This is a genomic window from Mesorhizobium sp. CA16 (genome assembly GCF_020165175.1).
Classification (GTDB): Bacteria; Pseudomonadota; Alphaproteobacteria; order Rhizobiales; family Rhizobiaceae; genus Mesorhizobium.
This window is the reverse complement of the sequence record NZ_JAIUHP010000014.1, coordinates 52,918-70,479: the sequence shown is the minus strand read 5'-3', so window position 1 is coordinate 70,479 and position 17,562 is coordinate 52,918. Positions and strand designations below refer to the sequence as shown.

Below are 17,562 nucleotides of genomic sequence, written 5' to 3'. Positions count from 1 at the left end.
CCGCCGCGATAGCCTGGGAAACGGCGCGACAATGTGACTTTCCACACACTGAGGTGCCATCTTCCACATAAAACGTCGCAAAGATAGGGATTCGTCCCGGCTAATATGGGGAATGGCTCCGATGCGCGCCTTCCGCGAAGGTGATTTCTGCTGGGTCGCGCTTGAACCGAGCGCAACTCACCAATGAAAGGAAACCGATCGTGCCTCGTTACCTGATTGAACGTACCTTCCCCGATGGACTTCACGTGCCGATGAACGATGCCGGCGCAACCGCGATGGGCGGCGTTATCGCCCGCAATGCCGAGAAAGGCGTCACCTGGGTGCAATCCTTCGTCTCGCCGGACAAGAGCAAGAGCTTCTGCATCTACGATGCGCCCTCGCCCGAGGCGATCCGCAGCACCGCGCAGAAGAATTCGCTTCCCGTCGACAAGATCACGGAGGTCCGGGTCCTCGACCCCTACTTTTATCGCTGATCGGGCAGACCATGTCGGGCAGACCATACCCGTCGCCAGCGGACCTGACGCCGAGCCAGAGGACGAGACTGTATCCGCCGCGGCGGGCATCGTCCCGTCACGGCGCGGCTTCATGCGACGGGCTGTGTCGGCGTTGCTTTCGCCGCTGCGAAACCGGCGACGCTTTCTGCCGCCGCAGGACGACTACCTGAGACGCGACATCGGCCTGCACGAGCGGGAAAACCCGCGCGAATACTGGGAATATTGGTGGCATCACAGCTGATCCCGCACCGGGCGATTCCAGGAAGACTGCGCAGCAGTTTTCCGTCCGGAATTGCGCAAAACAAACACTTGGAGCGGTTCGTTCGGTGAACCGCTCTGGTCGGGATCAGCGACCATCCTTTTTAGCGACAGCGCCGCCGGCGTTCGGAGTTGGCCTTTACCGGCCGACTGCCGCCGCTTGCGCGCCTCAATTGGAGAGACAAATGAACATTCAGATCTTAATCAAATGCGTCATCGGCGCTTCTGCCTCGATCATCATGCTGATAGCGGGCGCGGCCACGGCCGAAACCGTCAATCCGCTCGCCGAAAAAGTGCGAGCGCTGGACAGCCGCTTCGAGGACGTCGCCGTGGCGAAAGCCGAAGGCTACGCGCCGATCCCCTGCGCCAGCGGCCTCACCGGCGGCGCCATGGGCATCCACTACGTCAACGCCGCCTATCTGAAGGACGACGCCGTCGACGTCGCCAAGCCGGAAGCCGTGATGTACGAGCCGATGGCCGACGGCACGCTGAAGCTGATCGCGGTCGAATACATCACCGCGAAGGGCCCGGCCTCGCTCGAAGGCCATCTGTTCAACTTCAACACCGCGCCCAACCGCTACGGCCTCGGCCCATTCTACGAGCTGCATGTCTGGGCCTGGAAGCAGAACCCCACCGGCGCCTTCGCCGACATGAACCCGAATGTGTCCTGCGACGCCATGCAGGGGATGTGAGCAGCGCCCTTGCCTTCTCCCCTTGTGGGAGAAGGTGGATCGGCGCGATAGCGCCGAGACGGATGAGGGGTGTTCCAGCGGAGTGAGAGGTCTGCGTTCCCTGGAATACCCCTCATCCGTCGCCTTCGGCGACACCTTCTCCCACAAGGGGAGAAGGAAAAGCCCGCACTCCACCCACCCTTTCTTAAGGTGTTTCGGATAGACCGAAACCTTGGAAAGAGGCGGAAAACGGAGAGTATTCGGGGTGCGCTTTTCCGCGGCAACGACTGCCGGGCGGTTCCTGCCGCAGCGCTGGGCGCTGCGCATGCGGCCATTGCTTGGCCGCATCGATGCCGTCCTGTCCACCGCCGACGAGCGCGGCGAAGCCGGGCGCATGTCGCTGATCGCCTTCTCCATCCGCATCGTCAGCGCCTTCATCGCCTTTGTCAGCCAGGTGCTGATGGCACGCTGGATGGGTTCGTTCGAATACGGCATCTCGGTGCTGGTCTGGGTGACGATGGTCATCGTCGGCAATCTCGCCTGCCTCGGCTTCCACACCTCGGTCATCCGCTTCATCCCCGAATATCGCGAGCGCGGCATGCTGGCCGAGCTGCGCGGCATCGTGCAGGCGAGCCGCCTGTTCGTGCTCGTCGCCTCGACGCTGGTGGCAGGCCTCGGCGCGCTTGGCGTCTGGCTCGCCTCGGACTGGATCGAGAACTACTATGTCATCCCCTTCATCCTTGGTGTCATCTGTTTGCCGATGATCGCGCTCGGCGATCTTCTTCAGGGGCTGGCGCGCGCCAATTCCTGGGCGCTGCTGGCGCTGTCGCCCACCTATCTGGTGCGGCCGGTGCTGATCCTGGCGTTCATGGCGCTGATGCTTGGCCTGCACTATGTGCCCGACGCCAAGACCGCGATCTTCGCCTCCATCGCCGCAACCTATGTCACCACGCTCGGTCAGCTGATGGCCGTCACCTCGCGCATGGAGAAAAAGATCCCGGCCGGGCCGATGGCGGTGCATTTTAGCCAGTGGATCCTCGTTTCGCTGCCGATCTTCCTGGTCGAGGGCTTCTTCTTCCTGCTCACCAATGCCGACGTGCTGATGGTGGGCGCCTATCTCGACCCCAATGACGTCGCTGTCTATTTCGCCACGGTGAAGACGCTGGCGCTGGTGCATTTCGTCTATTTCGCGGTCAAGGCCGGCGTTGCACAGCGCTACGCCCAGTTCACGCATGGCGAGCCGCATCGGCTCGCCGCCTTCGCCCGCGAGACCGTCTCCTGGACCTTCTGGCCCTCGCTGCTGATGGCGCTCATGGTGCTGGCGCTGGGCGAGCCGATGCTGGTGCTGTTCGGTCCCGAATTCACCGCCGGCTACCCGCTGCTCTTCCTGCTGGTTCTGGGCGTCGTGGCGCGCGCCGCCGTCGGCCCCTGCGAAAGCCTGCTCACCATGAGCGGCAACCAGAACATCTGCGCCGCCGTCTATGCCATGACGCTTGCGCTCAACATCGGCCTCAACGTGATCCTCATTCCGCTGTTCGGCCTCTGGGGCGCGGCAATCGCCACCAGCCTGGCCATGGTCTTCGAGGCCAGCGCGCTCTCCTTCACCGTCTGGCGCAAGCTCGGCATCGTGATGGCGATCTTCGTGCCCGCAAACAAGGAAGTCGCCTGATGGCCGCCGTCCCATTGCTCGAAGAGACCAGCGGCGGCACCGCCGGCGCCATGGTTTCCAACCTTGCCGGCCTGGCGCGCGAGGTCGACCCCGCCCATATCGAGCTCTTCGCCAGCAACAGGCCGGAGCGCAAGCTCGCCATCTATCCGGCCTCGGCCGGCTTCGACCTCGTCGAGGAACTCGACTATCTCAGCGCCCGCACGATCGAGCCGAACGTCTTCTTCAACCCGCGCTTCCTGGCGCCGGCGATGCCGCGGCTGGAAGACCGCGAGGTGCGGCTGGCCGTCATCCGCGACGGCGACGAATACCGCAACCGGCTTCGGCTTCTGGCGCCGTTCTCGGTCGAGCGGCCGGCGATCCCGCTCGGCGTCCCGGTGATGCGCACATGGTCGAGCCCGTTCGGCCCGCTCGGAACGCCGCTGGTCGATCGCGACGATCCGGTCGGCGTCATCGAGGATTTCTTCTCGATGCTGTCGCGGCCGCATCTCAAGCTGCCAAAAGTATTCGTGCTGCCCGATATGCGCCTCGACGGTCCGGTGGCGAGCCTGCTCACCTCCTTTGCCGACAGCCGCGGCTTGACCATGGTGACCACCGGCAAGGTCGAGCGTCCGGTGCTCGATAGCGACGCCGACGGCGAGGAATACCTCAAGGCATCGCTGCGCGCGCATCACTATCGCGAATTCCGCCGCCTGAAGCGGCGTCTCGCCGACCTGGGCAAGCTGGAGCACACCGTGGCGCGCGGGCCGGACGAGATCCGCCACGCCATCGAAAGCTTCCTGACGCTGGAAGCGGCCGGCTGGAAAGGCCGCGAGCGCACCGCGATGGCGATCGACCGCTACCGCGCCGCCTTCGCCCGCGAGGCCGTGCACAGGCTGGCCGAACAGGACATGTGCCGCATCCACCTCTTGACGCTCGACGGCCGCACCATCGCCTGCCTGGTCGTCTTCGTCGAGGCCGGTGTCGCCTATACCTGGAAGACGGCCTATGACGAGACGCTCTCCGCCTATTCGCCGGGCACGCTCTTGATGATCGAGGTGACCAGGCAGCATCTCGACGATCCCAACATCGTCATGACCGATTCCTGCGCGGTTCCGGACCATCCGGTGATGAGCCGTCTGTGGAGCGAGCGCAAGCCGATGGGCACGCTGGTGATCGGGCTGACGCCGGACGCCGACCGGCTGGCCCGTCAGGCCGCCTCGCAACTGCATCTCTACCGCGAGACCCGCAACATGGCGCGCATCCTGCGCAACCGCATGCGGAGCCTGCTGAAAAGACGCTAGATGGGCGGCGAGACACCGGCTATGGCTTGCGGCGGCCGGACCCAGCCGGCCTTCATCACAAAGCACTCCAAATGATCGATACCGTCCTGCGCTTCGCCCGCCTTTGTGCGCCGCTTGTCCTGCTCGCCATGTTTCCGGCTCGAGTCGCGGCAGGTACCTGCCCGGAGGATTGCTCCGATCCGGCGCCTCCCCCGGTCAACATCTACAGCCAGACCACGGCCGGCCATCTGAGCCCCGCCACCGCCGGCGCACTGCCGCGCGTCTATGTGCCGAACCGCTCCTCCAACAGCGTCTCGGTGATCGACACCGTCACCTTGAAGGAGGTCGACCGCTTTCCGGTCGGCAGCAAGCCGCAGCATGTCGTGCCGTCCTGGGATTTGAAGACGCTGTGGGTCGCCAACAACGGCACCGGCAGGAACGGCAGCCTGACGCCGATCGACCCGATGACGGCCAAGCCCGGCCAGCAGGTTCCGGTCGACGACCCCTACAATCTGTATTTCATGCCGGACGGCAGCGCGGCAATCGTCGTCGACGAGGCTATGGAGCAGCTCGATTTCCGCGATCCGACGACGATGGCGTTGAAATCGAGCCTGCCGACGCCGACTTGCCCGGGCATCAACCATGCCGACTTCTCTGCCGACGGCTCCTACGCGATCTTCACCTGCGAATATGGCGACGGCGGCCTGGCCAAGATCGACCTGAAGAACCAGAAGCTGCTCGGCCATCTCGACTTCTCCAGGATGGGCATGCCGCAGGACATCCGCCTGTCGCCCGACGGCAAGGTCTTCTACGTCGCCGACATGATGAATGACGGCGTGTTCCTGGTCGACGGCGACAGTTTTCGGGAAATCGGCTTCATCCCGACCGGCATCGGCGCGCACGGCTTCGTCGTCAGCCGCGACGGCAAGCGCCTCTACGTCTCGAACCGCGGCTCGCACAAGATGGAGCAGGGCAAGGCCAAGGGCCCGGGCAGCGTGACGGTGATCGACTTCGCCACCCGCGCCGTGGTCGCGCAATGGCCGATCCCCGGCGGCGGCAGCCCCGACATGGGCAATGTCAGCGCCGACGGCAGGCAGCTATGGCTCTCCGGCCGCTTCGACAGCGAGGCCTATATGATCGACACCACCAGCGGCGCCGTGACGAAAATCCGCGTCGGCGCCGAACCGCATGGCCTGACGGTGTGGCCGCAGCCGGGGCGCTACTCGCAGGGGCATACGGGGAATATGCGGTAGGGCGTTCGGGATGGCCTGCCACGCGAAGCTCGTAGGGGCAATGGCCTGCCACCCGAAGCTCAAAAGAGTGACCTGCCATCCGAAGCTCGCAGAGCGAAGGATGGTGCCCCTAGCCGGGATCGAACCAGCACTCCTTGCGGAACTCGATTTTGAGTCGAGCGCGTCTACCAATTCCGCCATAGGGGCTCAGGCCGGGCGGCCTGGATGGGCGCGGACTATACGGTTGGACAGCCTTTCGTCAACTGGCCTGTTGCGGATTTGCCGACGCCGCTTCGGCCAAACAGCATCCGGCGGTCTTGTGAGGACCGCCGCCATTGTGCGCCGCGGGAAATCTTTCTAGAGAGGCGAATGTTTAAGGTGCCCGGTCGATAATGGCGGCTGCGGCGCTTTGGGTCCTTGTCTCGTGCATGCCGGTGGCCGAAAACCGCTGCGCCGTTGGGGCGACATGCATTAGGTAATTCCAGGAAAAGCGCAGCGGTTTTCCGTCCGGAATTGCGTCAACCGCATTAGGAGAGCCGATGCTTCGCGGACTTTACGACTGGACCCTGTCGCTGGCGGCGCGCAAATCAGCCGAATGGTGGCTGGCCTTCATCGCCTTCGTCGAAAGCTCGGTCTTCCTGGTGCCGGCCGACGTGCTCTTCCTGCCGATGGCGCTGTCCAAACCCGAACGCGCCTATCGCTACGCGCTGATCGCCACGGTCGCTTCGGTCTTGGGCGGCGTCGCCGGCTGGTTCATCGGCCACTATGCCTATGAGGCAGTCGCCAAGCCGGTGCTTGAATTCTACGGCAAATATGACGAGTTCGAGCAGTTGCGCACCTCGTCCGGCGTCGGCTTCATCATCCTGATGCTGGTCACCTCGGGCGCGGCCCATCTGCCGCCGATCAAGGTGGTGACGATCCTGTCGGGCGTCATCGGCGTTAATCTGTTGCTTTTCATCGGGCTCGCGATCGTGGCGCGCGGCGCCCGTTTCCTGCTCCTTGCCTGGCTGTTGCGCCGCTATGGCGAGGAGATCAGGGAGTTCATCGAAAAGCGCTTGGGATTGATTGTCGGCGCCGGCGCCGCTGCCCTGATTTTGCTCTATATCCTCGTCAGATACGCCCACGGATAGCGACGCAACAACGGACCCGATAGATGACCGCGACCATGAATGCCGATACCGGACGCCAGCGCATGCGCGCGGCGCTCTTTCTCGCCGTCGCTATGGCCGCGACGGTCGGCTCGGCGCTTGCCTTCCAATATATCGGCGGCTACATCCCCTGCCATCTCTGCCTCGAGCAGCGCACGCCCTACTATATCGGCGTGCCGCTGATGGTGCTGGCGGCGATCGCCTCGATGCTGCGTGCGCCGGCCTGGGTGACGCGCGGGCTGCTCGCGATCGGCGGCTTGCTGATGCTCTACGGCCTCTATCTCGGCGTCTATCATTCGGGCGTCGAATGGGCATGGTGGCAAGGTCCGGCCGACTGCACCGCCGGCGCCGGTCCGGTCGACACTGGCGGCAAGGGCGTGCTCGACGCGCTCGACAAGTTCGTGCCGCCCTCCTGCGACAAGGCAGCGCTGCGCATCCTCGGCCTGTCGCTCGCCGGCTGGAACGCCATAGCCAGCCTCGTCCTCGCCGCCGTCGCCTTTCGCAGCGCGCTCGCGCGGGATTGAGCCGGCACCAAAGCGGCGGCGCGAGATCGTTCACAGAATTCGGCAGGATGAGTCGTATGAAGTGAGCGTCGAGAACCGGAGCGGAGCGTACTTACAGTACGTGAGCACCGGAAGCGCAGAAAGCTGCGGCAGGCGACCAGCATGGCGAATTTGTGCCGAACTCTAAGGCTCCAGTTCGACATCCCAGTAGAGATAATCCATCCAGCTTTCATGCAGATGGTTGGGCGGGAACAGGCGGCCGTTGTTGTGCAGGTCGTGCACCGTCGGCTGATAGGGTTTTTGCAGCGGCCACATCTTGGCCTGGGCCGGCATCAAGCCGCCCTTGCGGAGGTTGCAGGGCGAGCAGGCGGCGACGACATTCTCCCAGGTCGTCGCTCCGCCGCGATGGCGCGGGATGACATGGTCGAACGTCAGATCCTCGGGCGTTCCGCAATACTGGCACTGGAAGCGGTCGCGCAGGAAGACGTTGAAGCGGGTGAAGGCGGGATGCCTGGACGGCTTCACATAGGCTTTGAGGCTGACCACGCTCGGCAGCTTCATCGAGAAGGTCGGCGAAGAGACGGCGTGCTCGTATTCGGCGACGATGTTCACCCGGTCGAGGAAGACGGCCTTGATGGCGTCCTGCCACGACCAGAGCGACAGGGGATAGTAGCTGAGCGGACGGTAGTCCGCGTTCAGCACCAGCGCGGGAAGCCCATCCGGAGATACGGCAACCGTCACGTCCTTCGCCTCCTTGCTTCTAGAACCGAACGGCGCGGATACTGTAAGCCCGACATGACAGGGATGTGAAGCGGATTGTCGTGCGTCGAAATCGCCAAAACCGCATGATTTTCATGCTTTTTTTGCCATTTCGATAGTCGGCGCCGCATCCCTGCCCTTCAATTCCCGGTAATAAGCCCAAAAAAGCCGCGACGCGACACCCCGCCACGGGCTCCATGATTCGGCCAGCCGGATAAGCATTTTCTCCGGCGGACGCGGGTCGATGCCGAGCGCATGGCCGACCGCCGTCTGCAAGGCGACGTCGCGCGCGGGAAACACATCCGGATGGCCGGCGGCAAACAAAAGGTAGCATTCCGCCGTCCAAGGACCGATGCCGGGCACGGCCGTCATCGCTGCGATCGCCTCGCCGGCGTCCAGCGTGCACAGGTGATCGAGATCCAGCCCGCCGGCCACCGCTTCAGCGACGGCGAGCAGCCCGCGCTGTTTCGGCCGCGACAGCCCGGCCTCGCGAAACACGCCCTCGTCGGCGGCAAGGATCGCCTGCGGCGTCAGCGGGTCGACAAGCTTCACCAACCGCCCGAAGATGGCGTCGGCGCTGGCGCGGGAAACTTGCTGTGAAACGATAATGGAAGCGAGGCTCTGAAAGCCAGGCTCCGACAGTCGCAGCTGCACTTCGCCCGCCCGGCCGCGCACCGTCTCCAGCCGCGGATCGATCCGGCAGAGCGCGTCGAGTCCTGTCGCAATGTCGTCCAGCGAGGCGATGCGTTGCACGTTGCTTGTTCCCAGGGCGCCCGCGAAATGGCAATTGATGGCTAACTAGCAACCGGCGGAAGCGCCTTTCAACCCGAATACCGCCCGAGATATGACACTCCTGACATTCCGCTTCGCGCCGAGCCCCAATGGCCAATTGCATCTCGGCCATGCCTACTCGGCTCTGCTCAACCAGCGCATGGCGGCGCAGGTCGGCGGGCGCCTGCTGCTGCGCATCGAGGATATCGATGTCACCCGCTGCACGCCCGAATTCGAGGCCGGCATTTTTCGCGACCTCGAATGGGTGGGATTGCACTGGGAAGAACCGGTGCGCCGCCAGTCCGAGCATTTCGCCGAATACCGGGAGGTGCTGGACCGGTTGATCGCCGAGGAACTCGTCTATCCGGCCTTCATGAGTCGCGGCGAGATCCGCGCCTTTATCGCCGAGACCGGCGGCCGCGACTGGCCGCGCGATCCGGACGGCGTGCCGCTCTACCCACCCCTCGACAAGCACTTGCCGGTGAAGGAACGCAAGCGGCGGATCGCGGACAACATGCCTTTCGCTTGGCGGCTCGACGTCGAGGCGGCGATGGCGCGCGTCACGGCCGGCCTGTCATGGCTGGAGTTCACCGACGAGACGATGTCGGCGACGCGAGCAATCGAAGCACAACCGCGGGCCTGGGGCGACATCATCGTCGCCCGCCGCGACATCCCGACCAGCTACCATCTCGCCGTCGTCGTCGACGACGCGCTGCAGGCTGTCAGCCATGTCGTGCGCGGCCAGGACCTCTATTCGGCGACCGGGGTGCAGTGCCTGCTGCAGCAACTGCTCGGCCTGCCACAGCCGCGTTATTTCCACCACCGCCTGATCCTCGGTGCGGACGGCAGGAAACTGTCAAAGAGCTTCAAGGACACCGGCCTGGCCTCCCTCCGGGAGGCGGGCATGTCGCCGCAGGACGTCAGACGATTGGTCGGTTTTTAGCTGGCTAGAGGCGCGCCATCCCGGCCTTGATCAGCGCCAGCACGCTGATGAAGACAAAGGCGCCGCCCAGCCCGCAGGCCACCGCCAGCTTGAGATCGCTCAGGCTGATGCCATGCTTGTTGGCGACCCCCACCGCGACGAAAAAGCCGAAGATGAACAGCAGTGTGTTGCCGGTCGGGCCGAAGCCGCTCTCCCCCATGATCGCGTCGAGCGCCGTGCCGAAGAAGAAGCCGAAGGCCGCAATGATCGCGAAGGCGAACAACAGCCAGGTCGTGTCCAGATGCAAAAACATGCCCCACCATGGCGCGGGGATGCGCCATGCCCCTCTTGGCACGGTTTGATGAATTCAACTTAGCTTATGGATCAACCGTTTCGTTTTGCTTGCGGGATTGAACGGCATTAGAGCAATTGCCGTCATCAACCGTTCATCCCGGCAGCCTCCCCCATGCAGAGCATCAAGCGGTTCATTCCCGCCTCCTTCGTCGTTCTGTGGGCGACCGGCTTCATTGGCGCGCGCTATGCCATGCCCTGGGCGGAACCCTTCACCTTCCTTGCCATCCGCTTCGTGATCGCGGCGGCCCTGTTCGCGGGGCTGTCCATTCTGCTTGGCTCGCGCAAGGCGACGCGCGAAGAGGCGCTGCACGCAACGGTGGCCGGCGTCCTCATGCATGGTGTCTATCTCGGCGCCGTCTTCTGGGCGATCCACAGGGGCATGCCGGCCGGGTTTTCGGCGCTGATTGTCGGCCTGCAGCCGTTGATCACCGCCGTGCTCGCTGGAAAGTTCCTCGGCGAAGCGATCCTGCCGCGCCATTGGGCCGGCCTCGCCGTCGGCCTTCTCGGCGTCGTCATCGTGCTGTGGCCGAAGCTGGGCGCGCTCGGCGGCGGCGTCACGTCGGCGACCCTGACGGCTTCGCTCGTCTCCGTGCTTGGCATGAGCGCCGGCACCATCTGGCAGAAGCGCTATGCCTCAGGCGGCGATCTCGTGTCGGCGACGATGTGGCAGTATGTCGGCGGCTCCGCCGTGATGATCCTGGGCTCGCTCGCCTTCGAGACCCGCGCCGTCACCGTCAATGGCGAATTGATCTTCGCCATGGCCTGGCTGGTCCTGGTGCTGTCGGTCGGCGCCATATTCCTGCTGATGGTGATGATCAGGGACGGTGAGATGTCGAAGGTCGCCTCGCTGTTCTACCTGGTGCCGGCCGTAACCGCGGTCATCGCCTGGCTGCTTTTCAACGAACAGCTCAATCTGCTGCAGATCGCCGGCATGGCGATCGCCACGCTCGGCGTCGCCCTGGCGACGGCGCGACAGGCGAGGAAAGGGGAACTGGGGAATTGAAGAATTGAAGAAGAAGGGCGGAGCCAAGCGTCGGCGCATTTTCCCCAGTTCCTCAATTCTTCAATTCTTCAATTCTCCGGTTCTTCAATTCTCCAGTTCTTCAGTTCCTCTTCTGACCGGCGCCAACTCACCCGACCCGCGCACGGGCTTCGAGATAACGGCTGATCGCGGCGTTGAGCTCGCCGCCGAGGATGAAGATCGCCGAGATGATGTAGAGGAAGACGACCGCGATCATGATCGAGGCGAGCCCGGCATAGGTCGTCACATAGGATGAGAAATGGTCGAGATAGGTGGCGAAGATCGTCGACCCGACCAGCCAGGCGACCAGCGTGAAGACGATGCCCGGTATGATCGAGACGAAGCGCCGCTTGCCGGCCGGCAGCCAGATATGCACGGAGAACAGCCCGATGACGATGACCGTCGAGGCGATCACGTAACGCCAGATGGTGATCGTTCCCATATAGGGCTTGATCCACTCCAGATGCGCCTCCGCCAGCCGTGCGAGCAGCGGCGCGAACACCAGAAGCACGCTGATGGCGAGGAAGCAGGCGGTGGCGATCAGGACGAAGATGATGCTTTGCACCCGGCGGTGGATGATGCCGCGCGTCTCGGTGACCCGATAGGCGCGGTTGAGCGAAGTGCGCAGGGCTTCGATGCCGTTGGAAGCGAAATAGGCCGCAAGCAGCACGCCATAGGTCAGAAGGTCGGTGCGGCGCACCGTGAGCACGTTGAGCACCTCATGCGCGATCGGCTTGGCGATCTGCTCCGGCCATGTGTCGAAGACCAGATGCACGGCCGTGTCGGCGAAGGCGCGCGCGCCGAGGAAGCTGGCAAGCGTGGTGGCGAAGATCAGGAACGGAAACAGTGCCATCAGCGAGGTGATCGCCAGATGGCTGGCCATCGCCCAGCCGTCATCGGTGTTGAAATGGCCTATCGCATCGTAGAGCACGCGCTTGAGGGCGACGATATTCCGCAGCAAGGGCCCGCGCTCCGCTCGATTGTGTCGACGCCGCGAATATGGGAAGTGATTGCGGTAAATGGCAACCCCAGGTCTCACAACGCGCCCCGCGGCAGAAGAGTTGCGCACCGTCATCGTCACCGGCGCCTCCTCCGGCATCGGCGCCTATTGCGCGCGGGCGTTGAAGGCGGAAGGCTGGCGGGTCTTCGCCACGGCGCGCAAGCCGGCCGACATCGCAGCCCTCGAGGCCGACGGCCTGGAGGCCTTCTATCTCGACTATCGCGAGCCCGAATCCATCGCCGCCTTGGTCGATGCGGTGCTGGAGCGGACCGGCGGCACGCTTGACGCGCTCTTCAACAACGGCGCCTACGCCCAGCCCGGCGCCGTCGAGGACCTGCCGGTCGCAGCACTTCGCGAGCAGTTCGAGGCCAATTTCTTCGGCTGGCACGACCTCACCCGGCGCATCGTTCCGGTCATGCGCCGCCAGGGGCATGGCCGGCTCGTCCACTGCTCCTCGATTCTCGGGCTGGCGCCGGTCCGCTTCCGCGGCGCCTATTCGGCCTCCAAGCACGCCATCGAAGGCCTGATGCTGTGCATGCGCCAGGAGCTCGAAGGCAGCGGCATTCACCTTTCCCTCATCGAACCGGGACCGGTGACGTCGAAGATCGCCAGCAATGGCCTGCATTGGTTCTTGAAGAATATCGACGTCGAGAATTCCGTCCACCGCGCCGATTATCAGGCGCAGCTCGCAAGGCTTCAGGCGGGCGGCAGCGTGTCGAAGCTGAAGCCCGGGCCTGAGGTCGTGCACAGGGCGTTGCGCCACGCGCTTCTGTCACAGCGCCCGCGCCCGCATTATGTGGTAACGCTGCCGGCCAGGATCGGCGCGGCGCTGAAACGCATCCTGCCGGCCTCCCTGCTCTACCGCGTGCTCGCCAGGCGCGCCTGACCGAACCTGAACCGGAGCCAGCCAGATGCTCATCATCTTCAAGATTCTCGCCATCGTCGCGATGGCCGCCGTGGTGATCGTGCTGGTTCGCGGCCTGATCAACATGATGCGCGGCGGCTCCGGCTTCACCTCGAACAAGCTGATGCAGGCGCGCATCATGCTGCAGGCCGTGGCCTTAGCGCTGCTGTTGCTGGTTGTCTATTTCACGCGCAAATAGAAGATTTAGAGGGGACGGCGTGGTCAAGCTCAACAAGATCTACACCCGCACCGGCGACGACGGCACCACCGGGCTCGGCACCGGGGAGCGGCGGCTGAAATCCGACCTGCGCGTCGACGCCTATGGCACCGTCGACGAGGCCAATGCCTGCATCGGCATGGCCCGCGTCCACACCGCCGCCGGACATCCCGCGATCGACGCCATGCTGTCGCGCATCCAGAACGACCTGTTCGATCTGGGCGCCGACCTTGCCGTGCCGGACGAGGGCAAGCCGCTGGAATACGAGCCGTTGCGCATCGTCGCCGCCCAGACCGACCGCGTCGAGCAGGACATCGACGCGCTCAACAAGGAACTGCAGCCGCTGAAATCCTTCGTGCTGAACGGCGGCACGCCGGCCGCGGCCGCGCTCCATCTTGCCCGCACCGTGGCGCGCCGCGCCGAGCGCCTGATGGTGGCGCTGGCGCAGGATCCGGCCGAGCATGTCAACCGCGAGGCGCTCAAATACATCAATCGTGTCTCGGATTTCCTGTTCGTCGCCGCCCGCGCGGTCAATGACAGTGGAAAGGCCGACGTGCTATGGGTTCCCGGCAAGAACCGCTGAATCCGCAGGCGGGAGGGTCCGATGTTCATCCCGCTTTACGACACCAACAGGCTGCGCCACATCCGCCTGCAATATGTGACGATCGGCCTGATCGTGGCGAATGTGCTGGTCTACTTGGCGACCACGCTCGGCGGTGAAAACTTCACCAATGCCGCGGTTCTCGGTCTCGGCTTCATCCCGTCGGTGGTTCACGACAAGGTCGAGCTCTCGCCCGAATTCGTCGTCATCCCCGAGAGCCTGAGCTACCTCACCTATTCCTTCCTGCATGCCGACATCTTCCATCTCGGCGGCAACATGCTGTTCCTCTGGGTGTTCGGCGACAATGTCGAGGATGCGCTCGGCCATATCCGCTATCTGATCTTTTACCTTGCCTGCGCCGTCGCCGGCGCCTTCTTCCAAGGGTTGGTGGCCTGGGATTCGCAGGTGCCGTTGATCGGCGCCTCGGGCGCCATCGCCGGCGTCGTCGCCGCCTACCTGATCCTCTACCCCCGGGTGAAGGTCTGGGTGCTGGCCTTTGCCCGCATTCCGCTGCGCATCCCGGCCTTCATTCCGCTGCTTCTGTGGATCCTGTTCCAGGTCGTGATGTTTGCGGCGGGTGGCGAGGACCAGATCTCCTGGGCCTGCCATATCGGCGGCATCATCGCCGGATCGATCCTGGTGCTGGTTCTGCGCAGCCGGGGCGTGCCGCTGCTGGCTGGCGCCGACGGCGAGCCGGACTCGACGCCCAACATCCAGCAGCCGCCTGTTCCTGTCGAGCCCGCCGCGAGCGATCCGGCGCAGCCGGCGGCGCAATGGGGCCGTGGAGCAGCGGCGCCCCGGGACTGAACCGATTTGGGTGCGTCGTGGGATATTGACGCGCCGATTTGTCGCCACTACGGAAACGGCACAGTTGGGCGGATATTCCGTCCGCGATGTCGGCTTTCGACAACTCTGACAGGGCGCACGCTGCTATAGCGCCCCGACTATCTGAGGAGAGGTGACAGGAAAATGAAGATCCTTGTGCCCGTGAAGCGGGTTGTAGACGCCAACGTCAAGGTCCGGGTGAAAGCCGACGGACTGGGCGTCGAGCTTGCCAACGTCAAGATGGCGATGAACCCGTTCGACGAGATCGCGGTCGAGGAAGCGATCCGCATCAAGGAAGCCGGCAAGGCTGAAGAGATCATCGTCGTCTCGGTCGGCCCGCAGCAGGCGCAGGAGACGCTGCGCACCGCGCTCGCCATGGGCGCCGACCGCGCCATCCTGGTCAAGACCGACGAGCAGACCGAGCCGCTGGGCGTCGCCAAGGTGCTGAAGGGCGTGGTCGAGGCGGAAGCGCCCGGCCTCGTCATCCTCGGCAAGCAGGCGATCGACGACGATTCGAACCAGACTGGCCAGATGCTGGCGGCACTGCTTGGTTGGGCTCAAGGGACATTCGCCTCCAAGATCGTGCTCGAAGGCGATCAGGCTAAGGTGACGCGCGAGGTCGACGGCGGCCTGCAGACGGTGGAATTGAAGATGCCGGCGATCGTCACCGCCGACCTTCGCCTCAACCAGCCGCGCTATGCCTCGCTGCCCAACATCATGAAGGCCAAGAAGAAGCCGCTCGACGAGAAGAGCCCGGCCGACTACGGCGCCGACGTCAAGCCGCGCCTCAAGGTGATCAAGACCGAGGAGCCCGGCGGCCGCAAGGCGGGCGTCAAGGTCAAGAGCGTGACCGAGCTGGTCGAGAAGCTGAAGAACGAAGCCGGCGTGCTTTAAAGCGATCGGGAAAGGACAAAGAAAATGGCAATTCTCCTCATCGCCGAACACGACAACGCAAGTCTTTCCGACCAGACCGCCAAGGCGCTGTCGGCCGCCCTCCAGATCGGCTCCGATGTCGACGTGCTGGTGGCCGGCAAGGGCGCCAAGGGCGCGGCTGATGCCGCCGCCAAGCTGAAGGGTGTGCGCAAGGTGATGCTGGCCGAGGCCGACGAGCTTGCCGAGCGTCTCGCCGAGCCGACGGCGGCGCTGGTCGTCTCGCTCGCCGGCTCCTATGACGCGATCGTCGCACCCGCGACCTCGTCGGGCAAGAACGTCGCGCCGCGCGTGGCGGCACTCCTCGACGTCGCCCAGGTGTCCGAGATCATCGAGGTGGTCTCGCCCGACACCTTCAAACGGCCGATCTATGCCGGCAACGCCATCCAGACCGTGCAGTCCACCGACGCCAAGAAGGTCATCACGGTGCGCACCGCGTCCTTCGCGGCGGCGCCCGAAGGCGGCTCGGCCGCGGTCGAGACGGTCGACGCCGCCGCCAATCCAGGCCTCTCCTCCTTCATCGAGAACAAGCTCTCCGAGAACGACCGTCCGGAGCTGACCTCGGCCAAGATCATCATCTCGGGCGGCCGTGCGCTTGGTTCCTCGGAGAAGTTCCAGGAAGTCATCCTGCCGGTCGCCGACAAGCTCGGCGCCGCGGTCGGCGCCTCGCGCGCCGCAGTCGACGCCGGCTATGCACCGAACGACTGGCAGGTCGGCCAGACCGGCAAGGTGGTCGCGCCCGACCTCTACATCGCCGTCGGCATCTCCGGCGCCATTCAGCACCTGGCCGGCATGAAGGACTCGAAGGTGATCGTCGCCATCAACAAGGACGAGGAAGCCCCGATCTTCCAGGTCGCCGATTACGGCCTGGTCGGCGATCTCTTCGTCATCCTGCCGGAGCTGCAAAAGGCGCTTTGACGCCACCGGTTCTGGCATATTAAAATCGGAAGGGTGGGGTAGACGAAGTCGCCCCGCCCTTTTAGTTTGCACTGCACAAAAAGCGGGCCATCAAGGCCTGAAGCCAATCCGGCGGTTTTGCGTCCGGGTTGCAGGAAATGAACAACAGGAGCGTTTCCGCGCTTCAAGACGCGGAAGATGCTCCGGACGGGATCGGGGTCATGAGCAAGATCGAGACGATCGGCATTGTCGGCGCGGGTCAGATGGGTGGCGGTATCGCCCATGTCTCGGCGCTGGGCGGCTACAAGGTCCTGATCCACGACGTGTCGCCCGACCGTATCGAGAAGGGCATCGCCACCATCAGCGGCAACATGGCGCGCCAGGTCGGTTCCGGCAAGCTCGAGGAGAAGGCGCGCAACGAAGCAATGGCGCGTATTTCCGCCGCCCCGACCATGGCCGATCTCGCGGCCGCCGATCTGGTGATCGAAGCGGCGACCGAGGATGAGACGGTCAAGCGCAAGATCTACGCGCAGCTTTGCCCGCAGCTCAACCCGGAAGCGATCCTGGCGACAAACACCTCGTCGATCTCGATCACCCGGCTTGCCGCGCAGACCGACCGGCCGGAACGCTTCATCGGCATTCATTTCATGAACCCGGTGCCGGTGATGAAGCTGGTCGAGCTGGTGCGCGGCATCGCCACCGAGGACCAGACCTTCGAGGCCGCCAAGAGCTATGTGAAGCACCTCGACAAGACGATCACCGTTTCCGAGGATTTCCCGGCCTTCATCGTCAACCGCATCCTTTTGCCGATGATCAACGAGGCGATCTACACGCTCTATGAGGGCGTCGGCACGGTCGACGCCATCGATACCGCCATGCGGCTCGGCGCCAACCACCCGATGGGACCGCTGCAGCTTGCCGACTTCATCGGCCTCGACACCTGCCTGTCAATCATGCAGGTGCTGCATGAGGGCCTGTCGGATTCGAAATACCGCCCCTGCCCGCTGCTGGTGAAATATGTCGAGGCCGGCTGGCTCGGCCGCAAGACCGGCCGCGGCTTCTACGACTATCGCGGCGACCATCCGGTGCCGACGCGCTGATCTTCCCCGGCTAAACCCTTTCGAAAC

21 protein-coding genes and 1 tRNA gene are annotated in these 17,562 nt (G+C 64.3%); 17 read left to right on the top strand and 5 right to left on the bottom strand.

What is annotated here, in order from left to right:
• Positions 1 to 200: 200 nt before the first annotated feature.
• The 6 genes from LB525_RS19675 (at position 201) to LB525_RS19650 (ending at position 5,604) form a co-directional block, all read left to right on the top strand.
• Entirely contained in the window at positions 201 to 473 is a 273-nt protein-coding gene (locus LB525_RS19675) for a DUF4242 domain-containing protein (protein WP_095767571.1), read from the top strand.
• 112 nt (positions 474 to 585) lie between these two features.
• Complete coding sequence (locus LB525_RS19670) at positions 586 to 735, top strand: hypothetical protein (RefSeq protein ID WP_224546070.1); 150 nt, start codon at positions 586 to 588, stop codon at positions 733 to 735.
• A 256-nt stretch (positions 736 to 991) separates the two neighbouring features.
• Positions 992 to 1,444, top strand: coding sequence for a hypothetical protein (locus LB525_RS19665; RefSeq protein ID WP_224546250.1), 453 nt, complete (start codon positions 992 to 994; stop codon positions 1,442 to 1,444).
• A 244-nt stretch (positions 1,445 to 1,688) separates the two neighbouring features.
• Positions 1,689 to 3,092: a lipopolysaccharide biosynthesis protein gene (locus tag LB525_RS19660; RefSeq protein ID WP_224546061.1), complete on the top strand. Its 1,404-nt coding sequence runs from the start codon at positions 1,689 to 1,691 to the stop codon at positions 3,090 to 3,092.
• Positions 3,092 to 4,372 (top strand): GNAT family N-acetyltransferase, encoded by a 1,281-nt coding sequence (locus LB525_RS19655; protein ID WP_224546059.1) that lies wholly within the window; start codon positions 3,092 to 3,094, stop codon positions 4,370 to 4,372. The genes LB525_RS19660 and LB525_RS19655 overlap by 1 nt, the downstream gene beginning before the upstream one ends.
• Before the next feature lie 71 nt (positions 4,373 to 4,443).
• Complete coding sequence (locus tag LB525_RS19650) at positions 4,444 to 5,604, top strand: YncE family protein (RefSeq protein WP_224546056.1); 1,161 nt, start codon at positions 4,444 to 4,446, stop codon at positions 5,602 to 5,604.
• Positions 5,605 to 5,705: 101 nt separating this feature from the next.
• Here the strand turns inward: LB525_RS19650 and LB525_RS19645 are convergent.
• Positions 5,706 to 5,790 (bottom strand) — tRNA-Leu (locus tag LB525_RS19645).
• A 332-nt stretch (positions 5,791 to 6,122) separates the two neighbouring features.
• On the opposite strand from LB525_RS19645, the gene LB525_RS19640 reads away from it, so the two are divergent.
• Positions 6,123 to 6,713 (top strand): YqaA family protein, encoded by a 591-nt coding sequence (locus LB525_RS19640; RefSeq protein WP_140546280.1) that lies wholly within the window; start codon positions 6,123 to 6,125, stop codon positions 6,711 to 6,713.
• A gap of 23 nt (positions 6,714 to 6,736) precedes the next feature.
• Positions 6,737 to 7,255 (top strand): disulfide bond formation protein B, encoded by a 519-nt coding sequence (locus LB525_RS19635; protein ID WP_095767503.1) that lies wholly within the window; start codon positions 6,737 to 6,739, stop codon positions 7,253 to 7,255.
• 162 nt (positions 7,256 to 7,417) lie between these two features.
• Here LB525_RS19635 and LB525_RS19630 read toward each other — a convergent pair whose 3' ends face one another.
• Both LB525_RS19630 and LB525_RS19625 read right to left on the bottom strand, forming a co-directional pair.
• Positions 7,418 to 7,975 (bottom strand): HNH endonuclease, encoded by a 558-nt coding sequence (locus LB525_RS19630; protein ID WP_224546054.1) that lies wholly within the window; start codon positions 7,973 to 7,975, stop codon positions 7,418 to 7,420.
• A gap of 111 nt (positions 7,976 to 8,086) precedes the next feature.
• Entirely contained in the window at positions 8,087 to 8,746 is a 660-nt protein-coding gene (locus tag LB525_RS19625; RefSeq protein WP_224546052.1) for a DNA-3-methyladenine glycosylase family protein, read from the bottom strand.
• 91 nt (positions 8,747 to 8,837) lie between these two features.
• Between LB525_RS19625 and gluQRS the strand changes: the two genes are divergently transcribed.
• A complete protein-coding gene (gene gluQRS / locus LB525_RS19620; protein ID WP_224546050.1) occupies positions 8,838 to 9,707 on the top strand; it encodes a tRNA glutamyl-Q(34) synthetase GluQRS in 870 nt (289 codons plus the stop codon).
• 4 nt (positions 9,708 to 9,711) lie between these two features.
• Here the strand turns inward: gluQRS and LB525_RS19615 are convergent, their stop codons facing one another.
• Positions 9,712 to 9,999 (bottom strand): hypothetical protein, encoded by a 288-nt coding sequence (locus tag LB525_RS19615; protein ID WP_224546039.1) that lies wholly within the window; start codon positions 9,997 to 9,999, stop codon positions 9,712 to 9,714.
• Between the two features lie 153 nt (positions 10,000 to 10,152).
• Between LB525_RS19615 and LB525_RS19610 the strand changes: the two genes are divergently transcribed.
• Positions 10,153 to 11,043 (top strand): DMT family transporter, encoded by an 891-nt coding sequence (locus LB525_RS19610; RefSeq protein WP_224546037.1) that lies wholly within the window; start codon positions 10,153 to 10,155, stop codon positions 11,041 to 11,043.
• Positions 11,044 to 11,170: 127 nt separating this feature from the next.
• Here LB525_RS19610 and LB525_RS19605 read toward each other — a convergent pair whose 3' ends face one another.
• Positions 11,171 to 12,022, bottom strand: a complete 852-nt coding sequence (locus LB525_RS19605) for a YihY/virulence factor BrkB family protein (RefSeq protein ID WP_095767497.1) — start codon at positions 12,020 to 12,022, stop codon at positions 11,171 to 11,173.
• A gap of 58 nt (positions 12,023 to 12,080) precedes the next feature.
• On the opposite strand from LB525_RS19605, the gene LB525_RS19600 reads away from it, so the two are divergent.
• The 7 genes from LB525_RS19600 (at position 12,081) to LB525_RS19570 (ending at position 17,535) form a co-directional block, all read left to right on the top strand.
• Positions 12,081 to 12,947, top strand: a complete 867-nt coding sequence (locus tag LB525_RS19600; protein WP_224546036.1) for an SDR family oxidoreductase — start codon at positions 12,081 to 12,083, stop codon at positions 12,945 to 12,947.
• Positions 12,948 to 12,972: 25 nt separating this feature from the next.
• Positions 12,973 to 13,164: a twin transmembrane helix small protein gene (locus tag LB525_RS19595; protein WP_095767495.1), complete on the top strand. Its 192-nt coding sequence runs from the start codon at positions 12,973 to 12,975 to the stop codon at positions 13,162 to 13,164.
• Positions 13,165 to 13,183: 19 nt separating this feature from the next.
• A complete protein-coding gene (locus LB525_RS19590; protein ID WP_224546033.1) occupies positions 13,184 to 13,765 on the top strand; it encodes a cob(I)yrinic acid a,c-diamide adenosyltransferase in 582 nt (193 codons plus the stop codon).
• Positions 13,766 to 13,786: 21 nt separating this feature from the next.
• A complete protein-coding gene (locus LB525_RS19585; RefSeq protein ID WP_224546031.1) occupies positions 13,787 to 14,590 on the top strand; it encodes a rhomboid family intramembrane serine protease in 804 nt (267 codons plus the stop codon).
• A 162-nt stretch (positions 14,591 to 14,752) separates the two neighbouring features.
• Positions 14,753 to 15,502 (top strand): electron transfer flavoprotein subunit beta/FixA family protein, encoded by a 750-nt coding sequence (locus tag LB525_RS19580; RefSeq protein WP_224546029.1) that lies wholly within the window; start codon positions 14,753 to 14,755, stop codon positions 15,500 to 15,502.
• A 24-nt stretch (positions 15,503 to 15,526) separates the two neighbouring features.
• Positions 15,527 to 16,456 (top strand): electron transfer flavoprotein subunit alpha/FixB family protein, encoded by a 930-nt coding sequence (locus tag LB525_RS19575; protein WP_224546027.1) that lies wholly within the window; start codon positions 15,527 to 15,529, stop codon positions 16,454 to 16,456.
• A gap of 200 nt (positions 16,457 to 16,656) precedes the next feature.
• Entirely contained in the window at positions 16,657 to 17,535 is an 879-nt protein-coding gene (locus LB525_RS19570; RefSeq protein ID WP_140632869.1) for a 3-hydroxybutyryl-CoA dehydrogenase, read from the top strand.
• Positions 17,536 to 17,562: the final 27 nt, after the last annotated feature.